Source organism: Acinetobacter sp. TR3 (assembly GCF_027105055.1).
In the GTDB taxonomy this organism is placed as follows: domain Bacteria; phylum Pseudomonadota; class Gammaproteobacteria; order Pseudomonadales; family Moraxellaceae; genus Acinetobacter.
On the sequence record NZ_CP114264.1, the window covers coordinates 1,792,299 to 1,812,207 of the forward strand.

Annotated in this window: 18 protein-coding genes; 5 read left to right on the top strand and 13 right to left on the bottom strand. The window is 39.7% G+C overall.

Going from position 1 to position 19,909, the window contains the following annotated elements:
* Nucleotides 1–108 precede the first annotated feature (108 nt).
* Nucleotides 109–2,358, bottom strand: a complete 2,250-nt coding sequence (locus tag O1449_RS08445; protein ID WP_269238044.1) for a bifunctional prephenate dehydrogenase/3-phosphoshikimate 1-carboxyvinyltransferase — start codon at nt 2,356–2,358, stop codon at nt 109–111.
* Between the two features lie 127 nt (nt 2,359–2,485).
* Nucleotides 2,486–3,595 carry a prephenate dehydratase gene (gene pheA, locus O1449_RS08450; protein WP_269230244.1) on the bottom strand — a complete coding sequence of 370 codons (1,110 nt, stop codon included), beginning with the start codon at nt 3,593–3,595 and terminating at the stop codon, nt 2,486–2,488.
* A gap of 191 nt (nt 3,596–3,786) precedes the next feature.
* Between pheA and O1449_RS08455 the strand changes: the two genes are divergently transcribed.
* A complete protein-coding gene (locus O1449_RS08455) occupies nt 3,787–4,731 on the top strand; it encodes an alpha/beta hydrolase (protein WP_269238045.1) in 945 nt (314 codons plus the stop codon).
* Nucleotides 4,732–4,821: 90 nt separating this feature from the next.
* On the opposite strand, the gene O1449_RS08460 is transcribed toward O1449_RS08455, so the two are convergent.
* Nucleotides 4,822–5,967, bottom strand: coding sequence for an acyl-CoA dehydrogenase family protein (locus O1449_RS08460; protein WP_269239684.1), 1,146 nt, complete (start codon nt 5,965–5,967; stop codon nt 4,822–4,824).
* A 248-nt stretch (nt 5,968–6,215) separates the two neighbouring features.
* On the opposite strand from O1449_RS08460, the gene O1449_RS08465 reads away from it, so the two are divergent.
* A complete protein-coding gene (locus tag O1449_RS08465; RefSeq protein WP_269238046.1) occupies nt 6,216–7,211 on the top strand; it encodes a glycosyl transferase family protein in 996 nt (331 codons plus the stop codon).
* A 42-nt stretch (nt 7,212–7,253) separates the two neighbouring features.
* On the opposite strand, the gene O1449_RS08470 is transcribed toward O1449_RS08465, so the two are convergent.
* From O1449_RS08470 to O1449_RS08490, 5 genes are all read right to left on the bottom strand, one after another.
* Nucleotides 7,254–8,413 (bottom strand): IS3 family transposase gene (locus O1449_RS08470; RefSeq protein WP_269238047.1). Its coding sequence is split into 2 segments (ribosomal slippage): nt 7,254–8,179 and nt 8,179–8,413, totalling 1,161 coding nucleotides; the frame shifts between segments, so codons are not numbered across the junction.
* A 230-nt stretch (nt 8,414–8,643) separates the two neighbouring features.
* Nucleotides 8,644–9,210 (bottom strand): IS630 family transposase, encoded by a 567-nt coding sequence (locus tag O1449_RS08475; RefSeq protein WP_331276187.1) that lies wholly within the window; start codon nt 9,208–9,210, stop codon nt 8,644–8,646.
* Nucleotides 9,179–9,655, bottom strand: a complete 477-nt coding sequence (locus O1449_RS08480) for a helix-turn-helix domain-containing protein (protein ID WP_269238048.1) — start codon at nt 9,653–9,655, stop codon at nt 9,179–9,181. Before O1449_RS08480 ends, O1449_RS08475 begins: the two co-directional genes overlap by 32 nt.
* 140 nt (nt 9,656–9,795) lie before the next feature.
* Nucleotides 9,796–10,068: a YeaC family protein gene (locus O1449_RS08485; protein ID WP_005159772.1), complete on the bottom strand. Its 273-nt coding sequence runs from the start codon at nt 10,066–10,068 to the stop codon at nt 9,796–9,798.
* Nucleotides 10,065–10,973 (bottom strand): NAD(+) kinase, encoded by a 909-nt coding sequence (locus tag O1449_RS08490; RefSeq protein WP_034601775.1) that lies wholly within the window; start codon nt 10,971–10,973, stop codon nt 10,065–10,067. The genes O1449_RS08485 and O1449_RS08490 overlap by 4 nt, the downstream gene beginning before the upstream one ends.
* A 234-nt stretch (nt 10,974–11,207) precedes the next feature.
* On the opposite strand from O1449_RS08490, the gene mrcB reads away from it, so the two are divergent.
* Both mrcB and O1449_RS08500 read left to right on the top strand, forming a co-directional pair.
* Nucleotides 11,208–13,616: a penicillin-binding protein 1B gene (gene mrcB, locus O1449_RS08495; RefSeq protein WP_269238049.1), complete on the top strand. Its 2,409-nt coding sequence runs from the start codon at nt 11,208–11,210 to the stop codon at nt 13,614–13,616.
* A gap of 19 nt (nt 13,617–13,635) precedes the next feature.
* Complete coding sequence (locus tag O1449_RS08500; protein WP_269230238.1) at nt 13,636–14,208, top strand: tetratricopeptide repeat protein; 573 nt, start codon at nt 13,636–13,638, stop codon at nt 14,206–14,208.
* 7 nt (nt 14,209–14,215) lie between these two features.
* On the opposite strand, the gene O1449_RS08505 is transcribed toward O1449_RS08500, so the two are convergent.
* On the bottom strand, nt 14,216–15,127 hold the full coding sequence (locus O1449_RS08505) for a thiamine phosphate synthase (RefSeq protein ID WP_269238050.1): 912 nt from the start codon (nt 15,125–15,127) through the stop codon (nt 14,216–14,218).
* 176 nt (nt 15,128–15,303) lie between these two features.
* Here O1449_RS08505 and hemP point away from each other — a divergent pair, with 176 nt between their 5' ends.
* Nucleotides 15,304–15,474 (top strand): hemin uptake protein HemP, encoded by a 171-nt coding sequence (gene hemP / locus O1449_RS08510; RefSeq protein WP_004661888.1) that lies wholly within the window; start codon nt 15,304–15,306, stop codon nt 15,472–15,474.
* Between the two features lie 76 nt (nt 15,475–15,550).
* On the opposite strand, the gene O1449_RS08515 is transcribed toward hemP, so the two are convergent.
* From O1449_RS08515 to O1449_RS08530, 4 genes are all read right to left on the bottom strand, one after another.
* On the bottom strand, nt 15,551–16,885 hold the full coding sequence (locus O1449_RS08515) for a sensor histidine kinase (RefSeq protein WP_269230236.1): 1,335 nt from the start codon (nt 16,883–16,885) through the stop codon (nt 15,551–15,553).
* A 4-nt stretch (nt 16,886–16,889) separates the two neighbouring features.
* Nucleotides 16,890–17,549, bottom strand: a complete 660-nt coding sequence (locus O1449_RS08520) for a response regulator transcription factor (RefSeq protein ID WP_269230235.1) — start codon at nt 17,547–17,549, stop codon at nt 16,890–16,892.
* A 97-nt stretch (nt 17,550–17,646) separates the two neighbouring features.
* A complete protein-coding gene (locus O1449_RS08525; RefSeq protein WP_269239686.1) occupies nt 17,647–18,009 on the bottom strand; it encodes a NirD/YgiW/YdeI family stress tolerance protein in 363 nt (120 codons plus the stop codon).
* An 83-nt stretch (nt 18,010–18,092) separates the two neighbouring features.
* Nucleotides 18,093–19,871: a GspE/PulE family protein gene (locus tag O1449_RS08530; protein WP_269238051.1), complete on the bottom strand. Its 1,779-nt coding sequence runs from the start codon at nt 19,869–19,871 to the stop codon at nt 18,093–18,095.
* Between the last annotated feature and the right edge of the window lie 38 nt (nt 19,872–19,909).

Below are 19,909 nucleotides of genomic sequence, written 5' to 3' on the forward strand. Positions count from 1 at the left end.
TTTCATTATTTATAAGTTTTATATTTGCACCTAACAACTTATTTTTATGTATAAACAAATAAAAAATGCAGCATTTAGCTATTCTAAATACTGCATTTTTCGATTCGTTTACTGATTTACGACTTGTAAATCTAAACCTGCTGAGTTTGCTAGCTCAGTAAAAGTTGGAAAACTAGTTGCGACAGTTTCTGTACCATGAATGGTAATTTCACCGGAAGTACGCAAACCTGCGATACTAAAACTCATGGCAATACGATGGTCATGGTGAGATTCAATTTCCCCGCCAGCAAAGATTGCCGACCAGTCACCTGACTTGCCTTTACCTTCAATGATAATACCATCTTCGGTTGGGGTACAGTCGATGCCCATGATTTTCAAGCCATCAGCCATGACTTGAATACGGTCAGACTCTTTGACACGCAGCTCAGCCGCACCCGTTAATACCGTTTGACCTTCTGCACATGCAGCCGCAATAAATAATGCTGGGAATTCATCAATTGCTAACGGTACTTGATCTTCAGGCATATGAATGCCCTTCAATGTTCTTGAACCTTTGATATGAATATCTGCAATCGGTTCACCGCCTGCAATACGTTCATTCTCAACCGTCAGATCAGCGCCCATTTGCTTGAGAATTTCGATCACGCCTGTACGGGTTGGGTTGATGCCCACTGCTTCAAGGACAACATCTGCACCTTCTGTAATAGCCGCACCCACCATAAAGAATGCAGCAGATGAAATATCCGAAGGCACTTGAATATCTGTACCAACTAATTTACCACCACCCACAAGTGAGATTTTATTTCCTTCAGTTTTCACATCATAACCGAAAGCACGCAGCATACGTTCAGTGTGATCACGGGTCGGTTCAGGTTCCGTCACTGAAGTTTCACCAGCAGCCCATAAGCCTGCCAATAAAATGCCTGATTTCACTTGAGCAGAAGCCATCGGTAAATCGTATTGAATCCCTTTAAGGGCTTGACTACCCGTGATACTCACTGGGGGCGTACCTTTCTCACCTGTGGTTTGGATTTGTGCACCCATTTCACGAAGTGGCTTAGCAATACGCTCCATTGGACGTTTCGACAATGACGCATCACCCGTCATCACTGAATCAAATTTTTGTGCAGACAACATACCTGATAGCAAACGCATACTAGTACCAGAGTTACCCATATACAAGGCGCTCGCTGGTGCTTTTAAGCCTTGCATACCCACGCCATGAATCGTGACTTCACCATTCTTAGGCCCTTCGATGCTCACACCCATATCACGGAAAGCCTGTAAAGTTGCGAGTGCATCTTCACCTTCCAAAAAGCCTGTCACATGGGTTGTGCCTTCTGCAATCGCACCAAACATGATTGAGCGATGTGACACAGACTTATCACCTGGTACGGTGAATTTACCTGTAAATGTTTTCTTTCCGGGCAAAATGGTAAATTGCTGTGTCACCTTGTTTTTCTCCATCAAAGGTTTTTTGGCTAACATATGATTAAAATGTTGGCGTGCGGCTTGCGCGTGTCCAAGTAGACCCATCAATGCTTGCGAGTCTTCCTGTTCAATCAATTTCTTTAAAACTGACAATTGCTGTTCAAAGCCATCAACAGCGTTCAGAATTGCAGTTTTATTGGCAAAGAAAATATCATGCCACATCTGTGGATCACTGGCTGCAATACGCGAGAAGTCACGAAAACCGCCCGCAGCATAACGGAAAATATCTAAATTATCTTCACGATTTGCCAGTTGCTCAACTAAATTAAATGCCATCAAATGTGGTAAATGACTGGTATGGGCAAGCACTTCATCATGCTTGGTGACATCCATACAAATCACTTCTGCTTTCGCCGCTGACCAAAGCTGAATCAACTTTGCAACCGCCCAATCCGCACTACTTGGAAGTGGTGTCAAAATCACTTTATGATTGGCAAATAAATCAACTTTACCCGCATGTACACCAGTATGTTCTGCACCAGCAATCGGATGACCGGGTACAAAACCGATTGGTAAATTTTCACCAAATACTGCTTTTGCAGCTGCAACCACATTGCCTTTGGTACTGCCCACATCGGTAATAATGACATTGTCTGCAAGATAAGGCTTGATCTGTTCAAGCACTTTTTGCGTTGCACGAACAGGTAAGGCTAAAACAATTAAATCAGCATCCTGAACTGCTTCTTCTGGCGTTGCATAACCGTGTTGAATAAGACCGAGTGCCTTGGCATCTTCTAATGTTTTTTTTGAGCGTGTTGAAGCCACAATTTGAGATGCAAGTTGTTCTACCACAATCACACGGGCAAGACTCGACCCAATCAGCCCAAGCCCAATAAATGCAACTTTCTTAAATAATGGTTGAGACATAAAACATATTTGCCTATGTAAAAATCTCCCCTGAGAAGCACCCCGCTTCGTAAGCTCTTTAAAAAGAGGGGAAACTCCTCCCTTTTTAAAGGGAGGCTGGGAGGGATTCAAAATACAATAAATAGACCTATAAAACAGCGATTGGATATGAGCCGAGGACACGTAACTCTTTCACCATTGGACGGATTTCTTCCAATGCCGCCGCAACATTTTCCTGACCGATATGTCCTTCTAAATCGATAAAGAACACATAAGCCCATTTTTCAGGTAAGGCTGGACGTGTTTCAATACTGGTCAAACTGATTTTATGCTTGGCAAATGGCGCAAGAATCTCCAACAAAGCACCTGCACGGTCATGGGCAGAGATCAACAGAGAGGTTTTATCATTACCACTTTGAGGAATCTTCTCACGACCAATCACAAGGAAACGAGTGGTATTTTCAGGATTATCTTCGATATTGCTGTGTAAAATCTCAAGATTGTACATGCTTGCTGCAATATCAGATGCAATCGCAGCAGAATGCCATTCATTACGAATACGGCGCGCCGCTTCTGCATTTGAATTCAACGCGACACGCTCAACCCCTGGATAATGAGCATCTAACCATTTACGGCATTGTGCCAAGGTTTGCTGATGTGCATAAATCTGCTTAATGCTGTCTTTACGTGTATTTTCAGATACAAGGAATTGATGATGAATACGCAGTTCAACTTCACCAATCACATTCACTGTCGATGATTTAAAGCAATCGAGGGTATGGTTCACAATCCCTTCTGATGAATTCTCTACGGGAACGACACCATAATGTGCGCTGCCTGCTTCAACTTCACGGAACACTTCATCAATAGTTGGCAATGGACGTACAACGGCATCTTTACCAAAATGCTTTAACACAGCTGAATGGGTATAAGTGCCTTCAGGTCCGAGGAATGCAATGCTTTGTGGTGCTTCAAGTGCCAAACATGCTGACATAATCTCACGAAATAAACGTGCCATGGTTGCATCAGATAAAGGACCTTGATTGCGCTCCATGACTTTACGCAATACTTGAGCTTCGCGTTCAGGGCGATAAAATAATGGATTGTCTTCAGCTGCAAACTTAGCCTTCGCTACAGCTTCAGCTAAAGAAGCTCGACGGTTTAATAATTCTTGAATTTGTTGATCAACACTATCAATATCATCGCGAATTTGTTCTAAATTAAGTGAAGTCGATGTGTTTTGTCCATCGTTTACCATTGAATGCAGCCTCAGCAAAATCATCTATAAGAATGGATTACAATTCATCTGTGAATTGATTATCCGAGCTAGTATAACAACACTTTAAGCTATTAAACACGCTGAGTTTTAACTCTTTTTATTACCAAACTTTATTGATAATGATTTTCATTATATATTGCTAATAAAATTTTAATGCTTCCGAATAAATCATGATTAAACAATTTGGTATTTTGACTTTTTCTCTGCTCATTGGCACACCATTGTCTTTTGCACAACCAACGAGTACCAGTACAAACAAGCCGCCGTTAAAAGCACAAACCAATATTCAGCAAAGCTTTGAAATAAGCTCAAAATATACCCAACATGATTATTTGATTCAGACCTTTGTTCCTGCTGGCGAAGTTCCAAGTGAAGGTTTCCCAGTGCTTTATGTACTCGATGGTAATGCCACATTTGATAGCGCTGCCAATATTACTAAGTCACTAGGTGGCGGTGCCAATCGTCTTGGCTTAAGTCCTGTCGCCATTGTGGCGATTGGATATCCAAAACAAAGTACTTTTGACGTAGAAAAGCGAGCTTTAGACTACACGCCTAAAGCATCAGCCGAATTTCAAAAACAAGCCAAGTACAGTTATGGTGGTGCAGACCAATTTATTCAATTTATAGAGAAAGAACTCAAGCCTGCCATTCAGACCAAAATTCAAATCAATACACGGCAACAAAGCTTATTTGGTCATTCTTTTGGTGGGCTATTCGTTTTGCATACCTTTATGACACATCCAGAAACTTTTCAGCGTTATATCGCCGCTAGTCCTTCGCTTTGGTTTGATAATTATGCATTGCTCAATCGGCAGGCAGATTGGTTAAATAACAAAGCCAATAAAATGCAAAATACAATGCTTATGGCAACAGTTGGGACACATGAGCGACGTAAAGAAACGCAATCAAATGAAGACTCAACACAAATGCAGTATGATTTTTATCAAAATTTTAAGAAACAACGTTCAGAAAAATTTTTATTTTGGAAGTTTCAACATCCAGCAGAGCAGCATTTAACTAATCTCTATGCCAGTTTACCCAAAGCGATTATGTTGGCAGGTTGTATAGATCATAAAAGTTGTTCCGCATTATTTGATGAGCCAGTCACCCCTTGATCTTAAAAACATCACTACAAATAAAAAGACTGAATCAAATTTCTTGATTCAGTCTGAAAATCATTTGCTAAATAGAGATGTTTTTTGTGCTTAAGCTTTACCAATCAATCCACGTGCAACAATTTCTTTCATAATTTCATTCGTTCCACCATAAATACGTTGGATACGCGCATCAACAAAGAAACGTGAGATCGGATATTCAGTCATATAACCATAACCACCGAATAATTGAAGTAAATTATCCGATACTTTCATTTGCATATCGGTACTAAAGCTCTTTAATGCCGCTGCGGTTTCTACATCCAACTTACCTTCATTATACAAAGCAACGTTTTGGTTATAAAAAGCTGCTGTTGCTAATTCATCAATTTTTGCTTGAGCCAATACAAAACGTGTATTTTGAAATTGAGCAATTGCTTGACCAAATGCTTGGCGTTCTTTTACATAAGCAGTTGCTAAATCAATTGCACCACGGATTGCACCTAGAGCAGTTGAAGCAATTGCAGTACGTTCACGCGGTAATTCTTGCATTAAATAAGCAAAGCCAGAACCCGCATTCCCCAATAATTGGTCTTTAGGTACTTTAACATTATCAAAGAACAATTCAGATGTATCTTGTGAATGTAGGCCAATCTTATCGAGGTTAGTTCCCTTCTTGAAACCATCCAAATGTGTGTCAACTAACATCAAAGACACACCTTTTGCACGTGCTTGAGGATCAGTTTTAACTGCTAGAACGACAACATCCGCATGTTGACCATTTGAAATAAAGGTTTTTGAACCGTTTAACACATAATGATCATCTTGCAAAATTGCATTAGTACGCATTGCCTGTAAATCAGAACCAGCACCTGGCTCAGTCATACCAATCGCACCAACAACTTCGCCAGAAACCATTTTTGGTAACCAGTACTGCTTTTGTTCTTCAGTTCCGATATGTTGAATATACGGTGCCGCAATTTCAGAATGACAAGAAATCGCTGTTGATAATGCGCAATAACCAGCACGTGCAGATTCTTCAACTAACATTAATGAATAATGGGTTGGTACACCATAACCACCATATTCTTCTGGTACATCTACACAGAGAAAGCCATTTTCACCCAATGAAGACCAAACTGAACGTGGCATAATGCCTTCGCGTTCCCACTGATCATAATGAGGTGCAATTTGCTCGCTCATAAAACGTTTAAAGTTATCACGGAAGAGTTCCAAATCTGCATCGTAAGCTAACATCATTATTTCCTTTCGCTTTCATTGTTTTTAAAAATTCGATTTGCAGCCATGCTAATGATTTTTAGATTGGATGTCATGTTCCGTTTACATCAAATCACTAGACTGATTCGGTCAATAATTTTATTTGCACTCTGCATAAGCAAACGCTAATTGTTTATTGATTAGACAGCTCCTCATATTTTTTACGCTAAATAAGTCACTTTTATGTCATATTGCTTTTATTGTTGGCGAAGACTTCTCATACGATCATGAATACAAAACGAAATATCTATAAAACTGTAGAACACCCCTTTGCTCAGTATGTTCGTATCTTGGGTAAAGGGAAAACAGGTTCTCGTTCGCTCAGTTATGAAGAAGCCTATCAAGCATTTAGCATGATTTTAAAAGATGAAGTTTTGGATGTTCAGTTGGGTGCATTCTTAATGCTTTTACGTGTTAAGGAAGAATCTGTCGATGAATTGGCTGGTTTTGTTCAAGCCACACGTGATCAACTCAATTTTCAGCCACTTGATGTCGATCTTGATTGGTCATCTTATGCAGGCAAACGTAAACATTATCCTTGGTTCTTATTGGCGGCATTAACACTAGCGCATCATGGCTATAGAATTGTGATGCATGGCGCATCGGGTCATACGATTAACCGTGTCTATACCGAACAAGTGCTTCAATACTTAGGCTATTCTATTTGTAAAAATGAGCAAGATGTTCGTGAACAACTTGATCAACATAATTTTGCATTTCTTCCGCTTGAAGCCATTTCACCAATTCTGAGTGAATTGATTTCACTCCGCAATGTGATGGGTTTACGTTCTCCAATTCATACCCTTGCTCGTTTGATTAATCCATTTAATGCGAAAGCGACCTTACAAGCAATTTTCCACCCTGCTTACCGTACTTCTCATCAACAAACAGCTTTTCGATTGGGCTATCAAAATAGTGCGGTAATTAAAGGTGAAGGTGGTGAGTTTGAACGTAATCCTGATGCCAAGACTTTAATTTGTGGCATTAAAAATGGTGAGTTGTACGAACACGAACTACCAAAGTTAACACCTGACCGTAGTCCAATCGAAGAAGAACTAGATCTTGCAGTATTTAAAGCTGTTTGGTTGGGCGAACAATCTCACGAATATGGTGAAATGGCTGTGACTGAAACGATGGGAATTGCTTTATACACGATGGGTGCTGTAGAAAGTTACGAGGAAGCGATGAATAAAGCGAAAGCGCTTTGGGAAAGTCGATTCTAATCGATATTTTCTGTTTTTCACTGCATTCTATTAAGAGTGATCCTAGACAGTATCGTGGACAACCGATCCCTCTAAATTCTTGAAATATTTCTGTTCAAAGGCTTCTGGACTTAACCAGCCATTTGCAGAATGCCTTCTGATTCGATTGTAGTAAACTTCAATATACTCAAACAAGATAGCATTTGCCTCTTTTCTCGTAGAAAATACACTGCCATGTACTACATGCCCCTTCAGGGTATGGAAGAAGCTTTCGGTCACTGCATTGTCCCAACAGTTTCCTCGTCTAGACATGCTTTGAATACAGTTATTCGTCAATAATAGCGCCCTAAAATCACGACTACAGTACTGACTACCTTGATCCGAATGCACCATGACACCCGTTGGATAACCCTGACGAGCCATTGCATAATTAAACGCATCACACACCAATTGGCGGTCTATTCGATGGCTGGTTTGCCAACCCACAATACGACGGCTGAATAGATCTAGCATCACACATAAATACAGCCAGCCTTCTTTAGTTCGGATATAGGTAATATCCGTTGTCCAAACTTTATTAGGCTGAGTAACTGTAAATTGGCGATCCAACAAATTTGATGCTGTAGACAAACGATGGTTTGAATCAGTCGTATGCTTGTATTTACGTGCAATCCTACTACGTAAACCAAGCTTTTTTAGCATCCTTCCAACGGTACGTTCGCTCATGCGATAACCTAAATCACGCATGTCATGTACCAATGACGGTGCACCCAAGCGCGCATGATGCTGCCAATATACAACTTTTAAATCATTGTATTTCTGCGCTGTATTGGTCTGGCGTTTTCGCCAGGCATAATAGCCTGAAGTGCTGACATCTAGGCATTTACAGACAGAAGACACAGTGACTTCATTTATATCCATATCTTGAATTACCGTGTACTTTTCTTGGCATGATCTGTCAGAAAGTACACATGCGCTTTTTTTAAGATGTCATTGGCTTCCTTGAGCTGTTTGACTTCTTTTTCTAATTCCAAGATCCGCTGTTGTTCAGGAGAAAGTTGACGTTTGCTTGAACCTACTGGATTGGCTTCACGAATCCATTTATCTAAGGTTGAATAACCCACACCTAATTTATGGGCGATTGCAGCTATAGGCTCGTGGGAGTTTGAAAGTGCATGATCAATTGCTTGCTGTTTAAATTCCGGACTAAAACGTTTAGCCATTTCTTGGATCTCCAAAGATTGAAGTTACGTTATCTTTAGAGGGACATGCTGTCCATTATTTTGGCTAGGATCAGAACCCCAACTAAACGTTTAAATTCTTCATCATTAAATCGTGTTAAATTTTCATATCTCATAGAAAATAGTATAAACGATTTTATACTTTCGCAAGAGGTCTATTGTGAATACAAATATAAACCTCTATTAATATTCTTTTAATAGATAAGTTTCCATTAGAAAGTAAACATGTATTTACCCCCAAACTCTCTTGAGATTTGATAAACCCAATTCTGTATTTGATCGGTGGTCATCACTTGAAAATCACGCCAATGATACTTCATCTGCCGCCATACCATTTCAATTCGATTTAACTCAGGGCTGTATGCAGGAATAAAATACAGGCTGGCTGAATATTCATCTTTAAGCAACTCACGCCAAGCCGACATTTTTTTGCTTCGATGAATAGATGCATTATCAACAATCAATACTAACGTTATACCATAAGTGTGCTTGATTCGTTCCGCAACGCCTGTTAAATATGCATAAAACCATTCACTAGTCACAGATTCTTGCAAGCAACTCGTGATCAATTGACCCGTAGACAGCACGCATCCCATGACATTTACACGTTTTGATCTTACAGCCTCAACCTGATGAACCTCTCCTTGCCTTACCCAAGCATATCGATTGTCTGCACTAGCCGAAAAGCCAGTTTCATCAACATAACCCAGTACAATTTCACCTCGTGATGCTTGTTCGCGTAATGATTCAATCTCTAGCTGAGATTGCCCAAATGCGATCTGATCCCTTTTTTTTCAAGCTATGTCGAGTACGTTTATAGACCATACCTGACTGTCTTAGAAATTTACGAATACTCACGATATTTGCAGATAGTCCAAACTCTTCATATAACCGTACACGGATTTGTTCTGCATTCAAAGGACTGCTATTGACCCACTCTATAATGTGTTGTTGATATTCATCTGTAAGTAGATTGGGGCGCCCTGAACGATAGCCTTCGTGAATAGAATCAAACTGATAGAGTTCCCACTTGCGACGTTGTAAACGGATGGTTTCTGGTATTCGATTTTGAAATTTAGCGACTTGTGCGACGGTTTTACCTTCGGATAACCATAATATGGTTTGTGCGCGTTGCCTTTCTCTCCAATGTGCTGCATGCTTAGTCAGGTGAATAAGTTGTTCTTGTTCTTCTGGGCTGAGAGGCACGGTAACTATGCGTGGCATATTTAAATCACCAATGATCAAATCTTAGTTTTTGCATGTTTAGTTTAAACTGTCAACTTATTGAATTAGATATAACTCTGAAAGCAAAAAGCGATGATTTTATTAAAATCATCGCTTTAAATACTACTTGTAGAAATTAATTAAACAAACCGAATCGGCTTAAACTCAGGCTCATTTTTGTGATGATCATCATCACACTCTTCACCTTCTTCTTTCGTACCACGGTCGATATAACCACTGCGCTGTTCTTTTGGTAAATTTTCCATTTCCCACGCATACACGGCTTGCATACAAATCTCGCGCTGTTCTTTAGTCAATGCAATACCGTTTGGCCATTTACCAATTTCAACAGCAGTTTTCAGACGCTCAACAATTTCAGGATTTAAAATAGCGAGCATTTGTTCAATATTCATGAGTCATCCTGTTGAAAAGATTCAAAATCTTGATTCCACCCCAATTTGGTACGACATGCCATATAAAAATCATAACCAGGTGGATGTAGTAGGCTTAGTTTAAACGGATGTTTACGAATATGCACCGTATCACCTACATTTAATGCAACACTATGTTGTCCATCCGCACTCACCATCGGCAAGACACGATTTTCACGAATTGTAATCTTAATCTCACTCTGTCCACCAACTACGATTGGACGAGATGACAAAGTATGTGGGTGCATTGGTACAAGTGCAATCGCATCCATACTTGGGTGTAGGATTGGTCCACCACCCGAAAGCGAATAAGCGGTCGAGCCTGTTGGTGTTGACACAATTAAACCATCACTGTGCTGACGATAGACATATTGCCCATCAATACTCAGTTCGAAATCGATCATATGAACCGATTTACCTGAGTGTAACACCACATCATTTAGGGCAATTGCATCATAAATGGTTTCGTTATTGGTACGAACTTCCATTTCGAGCAAGAAACGTCGATCTAGTTGAAATTGACCTTGTAGTACCTGATCCAGTTTAAAAATTGCTTCTGCCGGCTTAATATCAGTTAAGAATCCGAGTCGACCACGGTTAATCCCAATAACTGGTGTATTGTATCTGACTAAAGCACGTGCCGCATGAAGTAAAGAACCGTCTCCACCCACAACGATCACCAAATCGACTACTTCACCTAATAAATTACGGCTCACGGTCTGACCATAACTATAAGGTACAAGTTTGGCTGTTTCCTGATCAAAAACGGGATTTAAGCCTAAAGTGATCAAATGATCATGAATTAAACATAACGTTTCTACTACAGAATTCTTATCTGGTCGCCCAATTAGACCAATATTTCGAAAGGATTTATGTGAAATTTGCACGAATAACTCAGCTCCACCGCGACTATTGACTATCATATCATTAACAATCAAATTTTCGTTGATGATTGATTAAAAAGTATAAAAATGTCTATTCGTTGTTTTTTTATACGATTAATATCAACACCTTCTGAAAGTTTTTATTGCATGTTGCTATTTATTCACAGTTTTATGATTGCAAAATGACAATAAGCTATCGCATCATTACTCACATTGTTTCGGTTTTAACGCAAGTCTATGAAGTGTGAACGTGGTATTGGTTTTCTAGCACTAATTTTTTCAATTTTAGTGATTGGTGTGTTTATTGCCTTTAGTATCTATCTGATCCGTTTGGATAATATTATTCGCAATAAATTTGAAGGTCAGCGTTGGGATATTCCTGCCAAGGTATTTGCTCGTCCATTAGAAATCTATGCGAATGCACCGATTACTCAAGAAAATTTTGTCCAAGAATTAAAATTATTGGGCTATAAAAATACCGCGAACTATGAAAAATCAGGAAGTTACATCATTCAAGGTAACCAAATGTATGTTCATACACGTGGTTTTGACTATGGTGATAGTAATGAACCTGAACAGGTGCTTGAGATTGCTTTCAATCAAGGTCAAGTCGGTGAAATTCGTTCCACTAAACCCTCTAGTACAGGCATTGCTCGTTTAGAACCCCTATTAATTGGTGGTATCTATCCACAACATAATGAAGACCGTGTCCTCATTAAGCTAAATAAAGTACCAAAAACACTAATTGAAGCCTTAATTTCAACAGAAGACCGAAATTTTTATCACCATCATGGTATTTCTATTCGAGGTACAGCACGTGCCTTAGTCAGTAATGCAACAGGCGGTAGACGTCAAGGCGGCTCGACATTAACCCAACAGTTAGTTAAAAATTTCTATCTTTCACCAGAAAAAACGCTCAAACGTAAAGTCAATGAAGCTCTTATGGCGTTGTTGATTGAGCTGCATTACAGTAAAGATGAAATTCTAGAAGCCTATTTAAATGAAGTAAATTTAGGTCAAAATGGCAATTACTCAATTAACGGTTATGGCTTAGCTTCACAATTCTATTTTGGTTTACCTCTGAGTGAATTAAATATTTCCCAACAAGCCTTTTTGGTTGGCTTAGTACAAGGTCCAACTTTATATAATCCTTGGCGCAATCCTGAAGCTGCAAAAAAACGCCGTGATATTGTACTGAACAATATGATGGTGATGGGCTATTTAAGTGAAGCGGAATATCAGGATGAAATCGCACGTCCTTTAAATATCGTGAGTAAACCAACTTTAGGGCCTGCAAAATTCCCAGATTTCCTTGATGTCGTACGCCGTCAATTACGCACAGAATATCAAGAAAGTGATATTACCAATCAAGGTTTAAAAATCTTTACGACACTTGACCCGATTGCACAAACTCAAGTTCAAAATGCTTTTAAAGATTCTGTTGAACGTTTGGCAAAAGCAAATCCAGCGCGCCTGAAAAATTTACAAGGTGCTGTACTGGTTGCCCACCCTGAAAATGGCGAGCTTGTTGCTGCTGTGGGTTCAACTCAGGATTTTACAGGTTTCAACCGTGCTTTGGATGCTAAACGCCAAGTGGGTTCATTATTGAAACCTATCATTTATTTAAATGCAATTGAGTCTGGGCGTTATACTTGGGCAAGCCCGATTGAAGATAGTGCGGTAAATATTCCTGTTGAGGGTGATAAGAGCTGGACACCAAAAAATTATAGTGGTGGCGAACACGGTGTTGTTCCTATGCAACAAGCCTTGGCAAACTCATACAACCTTTCTGCTGTTCGCCTAGGCAATGAATTTGGTTTATCAGCATTTTCCAATAAATTAAAACAATTTGGTGTCAGTTCAAATATTCCTGCTTATCCATCTATTTATTTGGGTGCAGTGAATATGTCCCCAATGGAAGTGCTTGGTATATATGGCAACTTTGCAACAGGTGGTTTCAAGTATCCTCCTCGTTCTATTCGTACTGTTGTTGATGCAAAAGGACATTTGCTTGAACGTTATAGCTTAAATGTTCAACAAACGATTGATCCTGCTGCTGCCTATATTTTAAATTATGGTTTGCAACAAGTTATGCGTTCAGGTACTGGACGATCAGCTTATGACAGCTTACCTGAAAATTTGAATTTGGCAGGTAAATCAGGCACAACTAACGATACACGTGACTCATGGTTTGCTGGTTACTCAGGTAATCATGTCGCCGTTGTGTGGTTAGGTCTCGATGACAACAAAGTGACTGGGCTAACAGGTTCTTCGGGTGCATTACCTGTATGGACCAATGTGATGAAACAACTACGCCAACAACCTGTTAATCTGCGTCAAACAGACAATGTGGAATGGCAATGGATTGACAGTGCAACTGGTGATCTATCTGCTCAAGGTTGTGATGGCGCGATGTACATCCCTCTACTTCGACAAACTGTACCTCGTCGTGTGACAACATGTGGTCAATCACATTATGGGGTTGAGCCTACCAATATCCCATCAGCGGAAGATATGCCAAACGACAGCAACAATGATGGTAACACCAATTATATTAGAGAAAGTGAAAACCAAATGGATGCAGATTTATCTAATCATAACCCAACACGCGTAATTTCCAGCGGTAGTTATAGCGGTGAAAATTAAGTTACAAGGATGATTGGACATGATTAAGAAAGTAACGATGGTAGTTGGGGTATTGCTGCTCGTAGGTTGTACTTCTGCTCCTCCGCCAAAAAATAAAAAAGTGGTCATCAAATTAGGTGAGCCACCAACTACGACGAACACGCAGAAAAAGAAAACTGCACCACCAGCGTCGAATGTAAAAATTACGCCGTATGAGCAGAAAGAAATAAAGCGTCAAAACGTACAAGTGGTTGTGCCTGAACAAAAAGTTCAGCAAAAGTTCAATGATGGCAGCCAACTTCCTGCTTTTAGAACGTTGATGCAAAAAACCCAAGTTGCTTATAAGCAACAACAGCTTGCGGAAGCAGAACGTTATGCGCTTCAAGCTCAACGTATTGCTCCACAAGCCACAGAAACTTACTTGTATTTAGCATTGATTGCAGACCAACGCAAACAATATGCAAATGCGGAAGCGTTAGCACGCCGTGGTTTAAGCTATGCACAAAGCAACTCGATGAAAAAACAGCTTTGGTTAATTGTAATGCGTGCAAGCGAAGCTCGTAATCATCCAGTAAAAGCCCAAGAAGCTAAAAAAGCCATTCAGGCACTGTAAAACTAAATCAATCAATTGAACTAAATTGACGGATTCCTGCAAGCCCATAAGCATGATGTTTTTGGGCTTGTTCTAAATTTTCAGGTGCAACACCACCTAAAGCAAAGACTGGAATATCACTATCCTTTGCTAACTCAGCAAAATCATCCCATCCTAAAACTTTTGCATTAGGATGCGTTTCAGTCGCATTGACAGGGCTTAAAAATACCGCATCACAGCCAATATGATGTGCATGTTGTAGTGAAACCGCATCATGGCATGCTGCAATAAAACGTTTCCCGATGACTAACTCACCTTTGTTCAACCCCATCAATTGGGACTGTTTAAGATGAATCGTATCAATTTTGGCTTGTAATGCTGTATTCAGCTCTCGCCAAAGATCAATATTGAGTATCAATTTTTGTCGCTGAGCATCATTTAAAGTCCTCAACTGCTGTTCAATTTTCTCGATTTCACCTGTTTGCATACGCCAATACAATTGGGCATTACTTTGAGGTAAAGCATCAATTTGATCATTAATCTTGATCAAATGAGACCAGATTAAACGTTGCAAAATCACAGCATTCGCCTTAGGAAAATTTAAGCTAGCGAGTTGATCACGATGATACCAAGCCCAAGGTTGATGAATTTGATTAAGCAATTCATCAGGCACATAGGCATGAAATAAATGCAAATTGACAATGATGTCATCATATTCATGCTGAATCATGTCAAACATGTGCCAATCTTTTAGACCAATACCAACTTCTTCATAAATTTCTCTACGGCAGGCTTGTTCAGGTGTTTCACCCTGCTCAACTTTCCCCCCTGGAAATTCATGTTTATTGCCTTGATGTTGATTTGCTTGTCGCCAACCCACCAATACTTTGGACTTGTGTAATAAAATTGCGATTGCAACATCAACTATAGCTTTTGCCATAACAGTCTAAAATCCCACATCTTTTCATAACAATTCTAAGTAATTTGCCAACTAATTCACATGACAAAAACAAAATTAATAAATGATTTTGTAAATTCTTAAAATTTACGTTGACAGGCCTATTCGATAATGATTATCATTTAAAACATTAAAAAACACACCACGGAGCATAACAAATGAACGCACCATTTAACTTATTTACTCGTAGTACAGACGCAGCTCAATCGTTACCAATGCTGCATTCCAACAACCTTTTTGCTTTAGGTCGTGAAATCCGCATTATGCATGCTGGCGAAGAATATCGCCTACGCCTAACTCGTAATAATCGCCTGATTTTAACGAAGTAATATAATAACAACCGCATAATAATAAACGTGGGAATAGCAGTATGTCAGCGCATACTGCTTTTTTTATTTTCTCAAATTAAGTCAATGCCAGTCGAATCCTCACACTTAAACCACCGTACTGAGATTGTGCAAACTTGATTTCCCCATGATGCAATTCGATGATTTTTGTACAAATCGACAGCCCTAAACCTGAACCTTGTGTCTTTGTACCTAAAGCACGATAAAAACGTTCACCCAGCCGCTCAAACACTGCTTCATTTAACCCATGCCCTTCATTTTCAATGATAAGCTCCAAGTCCTGTTGCTGCTTTAAGATGATATACACATGCCCATGTTCTGGCGTATAACGAATTGCATTATCAACAATATTTCGAATGCAGGTAAAGAGTAACTGTTGATTGGCAATAATCGTGTGATTTTCATCTGTCATAGACTGTAGATGGAATTGAATCGACTTTTGATTTGCAAATAAATGCAAAGCCTGTACAGCTTCATCAAGCACAACATGCAAATTAACCTGTGTTTTGGGTAAATTTTCAGCATGCTCTGGGTCTAAACGTGCCAATAAAAGTAAGTTTTCTAGTATCTGAATCCCTCGACTCACATCTTGCTGCATTTGCGTAAAATCTGCTGCATGCTCAGGGTATTTACGCTGTAAAAGCTGTAAGCGCATTTGAATCGCAGACAAAGGAGAACGTAGCTCATGTGAAGCATCAGCCGTAAAGCGTTGCTCCGCTTGTAAAGATTGATCTAAACGATGCAATAAATGATTGAGCTGCCCTAGCATCGGTTGTAACTCTTTCAGCTCAACCTCACTCGATTGAATGGGGCTCAGATCATCTGCACTTTTTGCTGATATTTTTGCTGCTAGTTGATGAATTACTTTAAATTGACGCTTAATCAAGAAATGTACAATGATCCACTGTAATAGCCAGACCATCAATAGGATAAATAAATAGCTCAGAAAACTATGCATTAACTCATCAAATCGCTCATCCAATGGTTGCAATAGCATGACTTGCAATTGTGAATCTGCCTCATCGGTTGTATAACTTCGCCATAATTTATGATCCTGCCAAATCAAGCCATAATGATCAGTAGTTTTAAAGATGAGCTGGTAATACGATTGATCAAGCTGAAAATTTTCTGACTGCGTTAATATCTGTTGTTGGTTACTTAAACGATATCGAATATCAAACTGATCACTTAATTCATCTATCTGGTGCCCAGATGTTTTGCTTAAGTCGGCGATCAGCAACATATCAGAAATCTCATCCATGATTTCATCTTGTACTTGCATGGTTTGATATATTGAAATCAGCACGAATAAAAGTAATGCAATACAACCTGCAACGATTGAACTCAGCAACGAAGTCTTTACCAATTTGCTCTGTAATGACACGACTTTCATGCTGTTATTCCTGATGCATTCGATAACCTAAACCACGAATCGTTTTGATGTATTGTCCACCAATTTTTTTGCGAATTTGATAGATAAAAACTTCAATCGCATTGCTTTCAATTTCATCGCCCCACGCATACAGCGACTCTTCAAGTTGTTCTCTTGTCAAAATATGATCGGGCTTTTGCATCAGTTTATGTAAAATCTGAAACTCTTTGGCAGTGAGGTTGATCAACTGCCCTGCTTTGGTCAGGGTTTTCGCTTGTGGATCGAGTTGTAAATCTGAAAAACTCAAATACTGCCCAGCTTGTGCTTGATGCTGACGTAACTGTGAACGAACTCGTGCCGATAATTCTTCTAAGTTAAATGGCTTCACCAAATAATCATTTGCACCTAAGTCCAAACCTTCAACTCGGTCATGGATATGATCTTTAGCCGTAATAAAAATGACAGGAGTTTGGGTATTCTGACGACGAACTATTTTAAGGATTTCATCACCAGAGGTATGGGGTAAACCACGATCTAACAAGATACAATCATACTGGTGCTGTTCTACTGCTAAAATCGCATGATCGCCACGCTCAACCCAATCAACACTATAACCATCCATTTCTAGCCAGTCTTTAAGACTCTCTGCCTGAGAAACATCATCTTCCGCCAATAAAATCCGCATAAAATAATCCTCTCATTTGAGCATTCAAGTTTACCTTTAAATACCCTACACGTAAAAAACCACATGTTGTTCATGTGGTTTTGTAAAAAATTACGACTTAGAACTGTACTTGATCTACATCAACTTCGACACGTTTGGTTGGTTTATAGTCAATATCAATTTCACCGATAATCGTCACGGGTGTTTTCGCTGATACAGGTTTACCTTGCCATAAATCATCATCAATATCGACCGTGATCATGCCTGTTTGATCACTAAACTGATATTTTTCATCACCAACTGCTTTTACGACATAGCCTTTAAGTTTAACGGGCGTATCATCTCTTAAAGTCAAAGCTTGTTTTACTGTCGTCATGGACGGTGCTAAGGCTTGTTGATTTACTGCACCAGTATTAGCCACAGCAAAAGTGGTTGCACTAATCAAACTCGCAATTACTGCAACTTTAGAAAAAGTATTCATATTCATGCCCTCATCATCAATTCACTATTTCAATATAGTCATTAAAACAAATGAAGATGAGGTGAATCTGAAGATCTATCATTTTAACTTAACGGCACTACACGGAGTACCTCTTCTAACGTCGTCGCACCTTCAATGACTTTACGCGCACCCGCAATACGCAATGGCTCAACACCTTCTTTCTTTGCTTGAGCCTTTAAATCATTTAACGTGCCATGCGCACTAATAATCGATTTTAACTCTAGGCTGACAGGCATAAATTCATAGATACCCACACGACCTTTATAGCCCGTATGACGGCATGCTTCGCATCCTACAGCCTTATACATTGTGGTTGGCATATCCATCATATAATCAAAAGTAAGATGTCCCCATTCTTGTTCGTTAATTGCTGTTTCTTGCTTACAAAGTGGACAAAGTCGACGCACCAACCGTTGCGCTAAAACACCTAAAATCGTCGCTGCTGTCAAAAAGGGCTGTACACCCAAATCATGTAATCGAGTAAGACTCGAAGGTGCATCATTGGTATGTAAAGTCGAGAGAACCAAATGCCCCGTTAAAGCAGCCTGAATTGCCATATTTGCGGTGTCGTGATCACGAATCTCACCCACCATAATAATGTCAGGATCTTGACGCATCAGCGCGCGTACACCATCAGCAAAACCAAGTTCAATATTTGGGTTGACCTGCATCTGGTTAAAGCTCGGCTCCAACATTTCAATCGGATCCTCAATGGTACAGACATTGACTTGCTCTGTTGCTAATTGCTTTAAAGACGAATATAGCGTTGTGGTTTTACCTGAACCTGTTGGCCCCGTCACCAAGATAATACCGTGGCTATGCTGCGTCAGTTGCTGCCAACTTTGTAATAAGTGCCCTTCAAATCCTAATTGCTGAAAACTACGCACTAATACTTCAGGATCAAAAATACGCATGACCAACTTTTCGCCAAAGGCAGTTGGCAGTGTAGAAAGACGTAATTCTGTTTCTTGACCTTTAGGTGTACGTGTTTTTAAACGTCCATCTTGAGGCTTACGCTTTTCCGCAACATTCATACGACCTAAGATTTTAATACGGGAAATCACCGCCGTAAGAGTATTGGCTGGCATGTTATAAATAGTATGTAACACACCATCAATACGGAAACGCACCTTACCCTTGTCTTTACGAGGCTCTAAATGAATATCACTCGCGCCTTGTTCAAAGGCAAATTGCAACACCCAATCCACCAGTTTTACAATATGCTGATCATTCGCATCAGGATTTTGTGTATCACCTAATTGTAATAAGGCTTCAACGCCCTTATTTTCACGATCATATACACTCGCATTTTGCGATGAGCTTACTGCACGGCTGACTTGATAATATTCGGCTAAATAGCGTTGTAATTGCTCAGGATTTAATAAAACTCTTTCAATCTTTTTAGGTGCTAAACTACGTTCTAAGTTATTTTGCCACTCTGTGATAAATGGCTGATCCGTACCAATCAAAATACGGTCAACACTAACTTCAACAGCCAATATACGGTTTCTGACCGCAAATTCCTGCGACATCACACTGGTCAATGCCGTCACATCTGCTTTTAAAGGGTCGATGACAAATAATGGGACTTCAGCTTTCTCAGCCAACCATTGGCATAAACGATTTACAGTTAAGGTCGAAGCAAGATTCAATTGATCTTTTAAATTGAAATGACCAACCCACTGCAACGGATGCCATTTCAACTGATCTTTTTGACGATGTGTTGTTTGAATTAACAACTTATCTCGTTCTGTAATACGACCATCTTTTAATAATTGTTCTAAACACCAAGTCACATCAACCGTAAAAGAAAAGTTTGCAAATTTTGTCTGAGCTTGCATAACCGTCAGTTCCCCCAATTCATTGCGAATTTATATTT

Coding starts and splice junctions, on each gene's coding strand:
- O1449_RS08445 (WP_269238044.1), bottom strand. CDS start 2,358: ATGTCTCAACCATTATTTAAGAAAGTTGCATTTATTGGGCTTGGGCTG.
- pheA (WP_269230244.1), bottom strand. CDS start 3,595: ATGGTAAACGATGGACAAAACACATCGACTTCACTTAATTTAGAACAA.
- O1449_RS08455 (WP_269238045.1), top strand. CDS start 3,787: ATGATTAAACAATTTGGTATTTTGACTTTTTCTCTGCTCATTGGCACA.
- O1449_RS08460 (WP_269239684.1), bottom strand. CDS start 5,967: ATGTTAGCTTACGATGCAGATTTGGAACTCTTCCGTGATAACTTTAAA.
- O1449_RS08465 (WP_269238046.1), top strand. CDS start 6,216: ATGAATACAAAACGAAATATCTATAAAACTGTAGAACACCCCTTTGCT.
- O1449_RS08480 (WP_269238048.1), bottom strand. CDS start 9,655: ATGCCACGCATAGTTACCGTGCCTCTCAGCCCAGAAGAACAAGAACAA.
- O1449_RS08485 (WP_005159772.1), bottom strand. CDS start 10,068: ATGAATATTGAACAAATGCTCGCTATTTTAAATCCTGAAATTGTTGAG.
- mrcB (WP_269238049.1), top strand. CDS start 11,208: ATGAAGTGTGAACGTGGTATTGGTTTTCTAGCACTAATTTTTTCAATT.
- O1449_RS08500 (WP_269230238.1), top strand. CDS start 13,636: ATGATTAAGAAAGTAACGATGGTAGTTGGGGTATTGCTGCTCGTAGGT.
- O1449_RS08505 (WP_269238050.1), bottom strand. CDS start 15,127: ATGGCAAAAGCTATAGTTGATGTTGCAATCGCAATTTTATTACACAAG.
- hemP (WP_004661888.1), top strand. CDS start 15,304: ATGAACGCACCATTTAACTTATTTACTCGTAGTACAGACGCAGCTCAA.
- O1449_RS08515 (WP_269230236.1), bottom strand. CDS start 16,885: ATGAAAGTCGTGTCATTACAGAGCAAATTGGTAAAGACTTCGTTGCTG.
- O1449_RS08520 (WP_269230235.1), bottom strand. CDS start 17,549: ATGCGGATTTTATTGGCGGAAGATGATGTTTCTCAGGCAGAGAGTCTT.
- O1449_RS08525 (WP_269239686.1), bottom strand. CDS start 18,009: ATGAATACTTTTTCTAAAGTTGCAGTAATTGCGAGTTTGATTAGTGCA.
- O1449_RS08530 (WP_269238051.1), bottom strand. CDS start 19,871: ATGCAAGCTCAGACAAAATTTGCAAACTTTTCTTTTACGGTTGATGTG.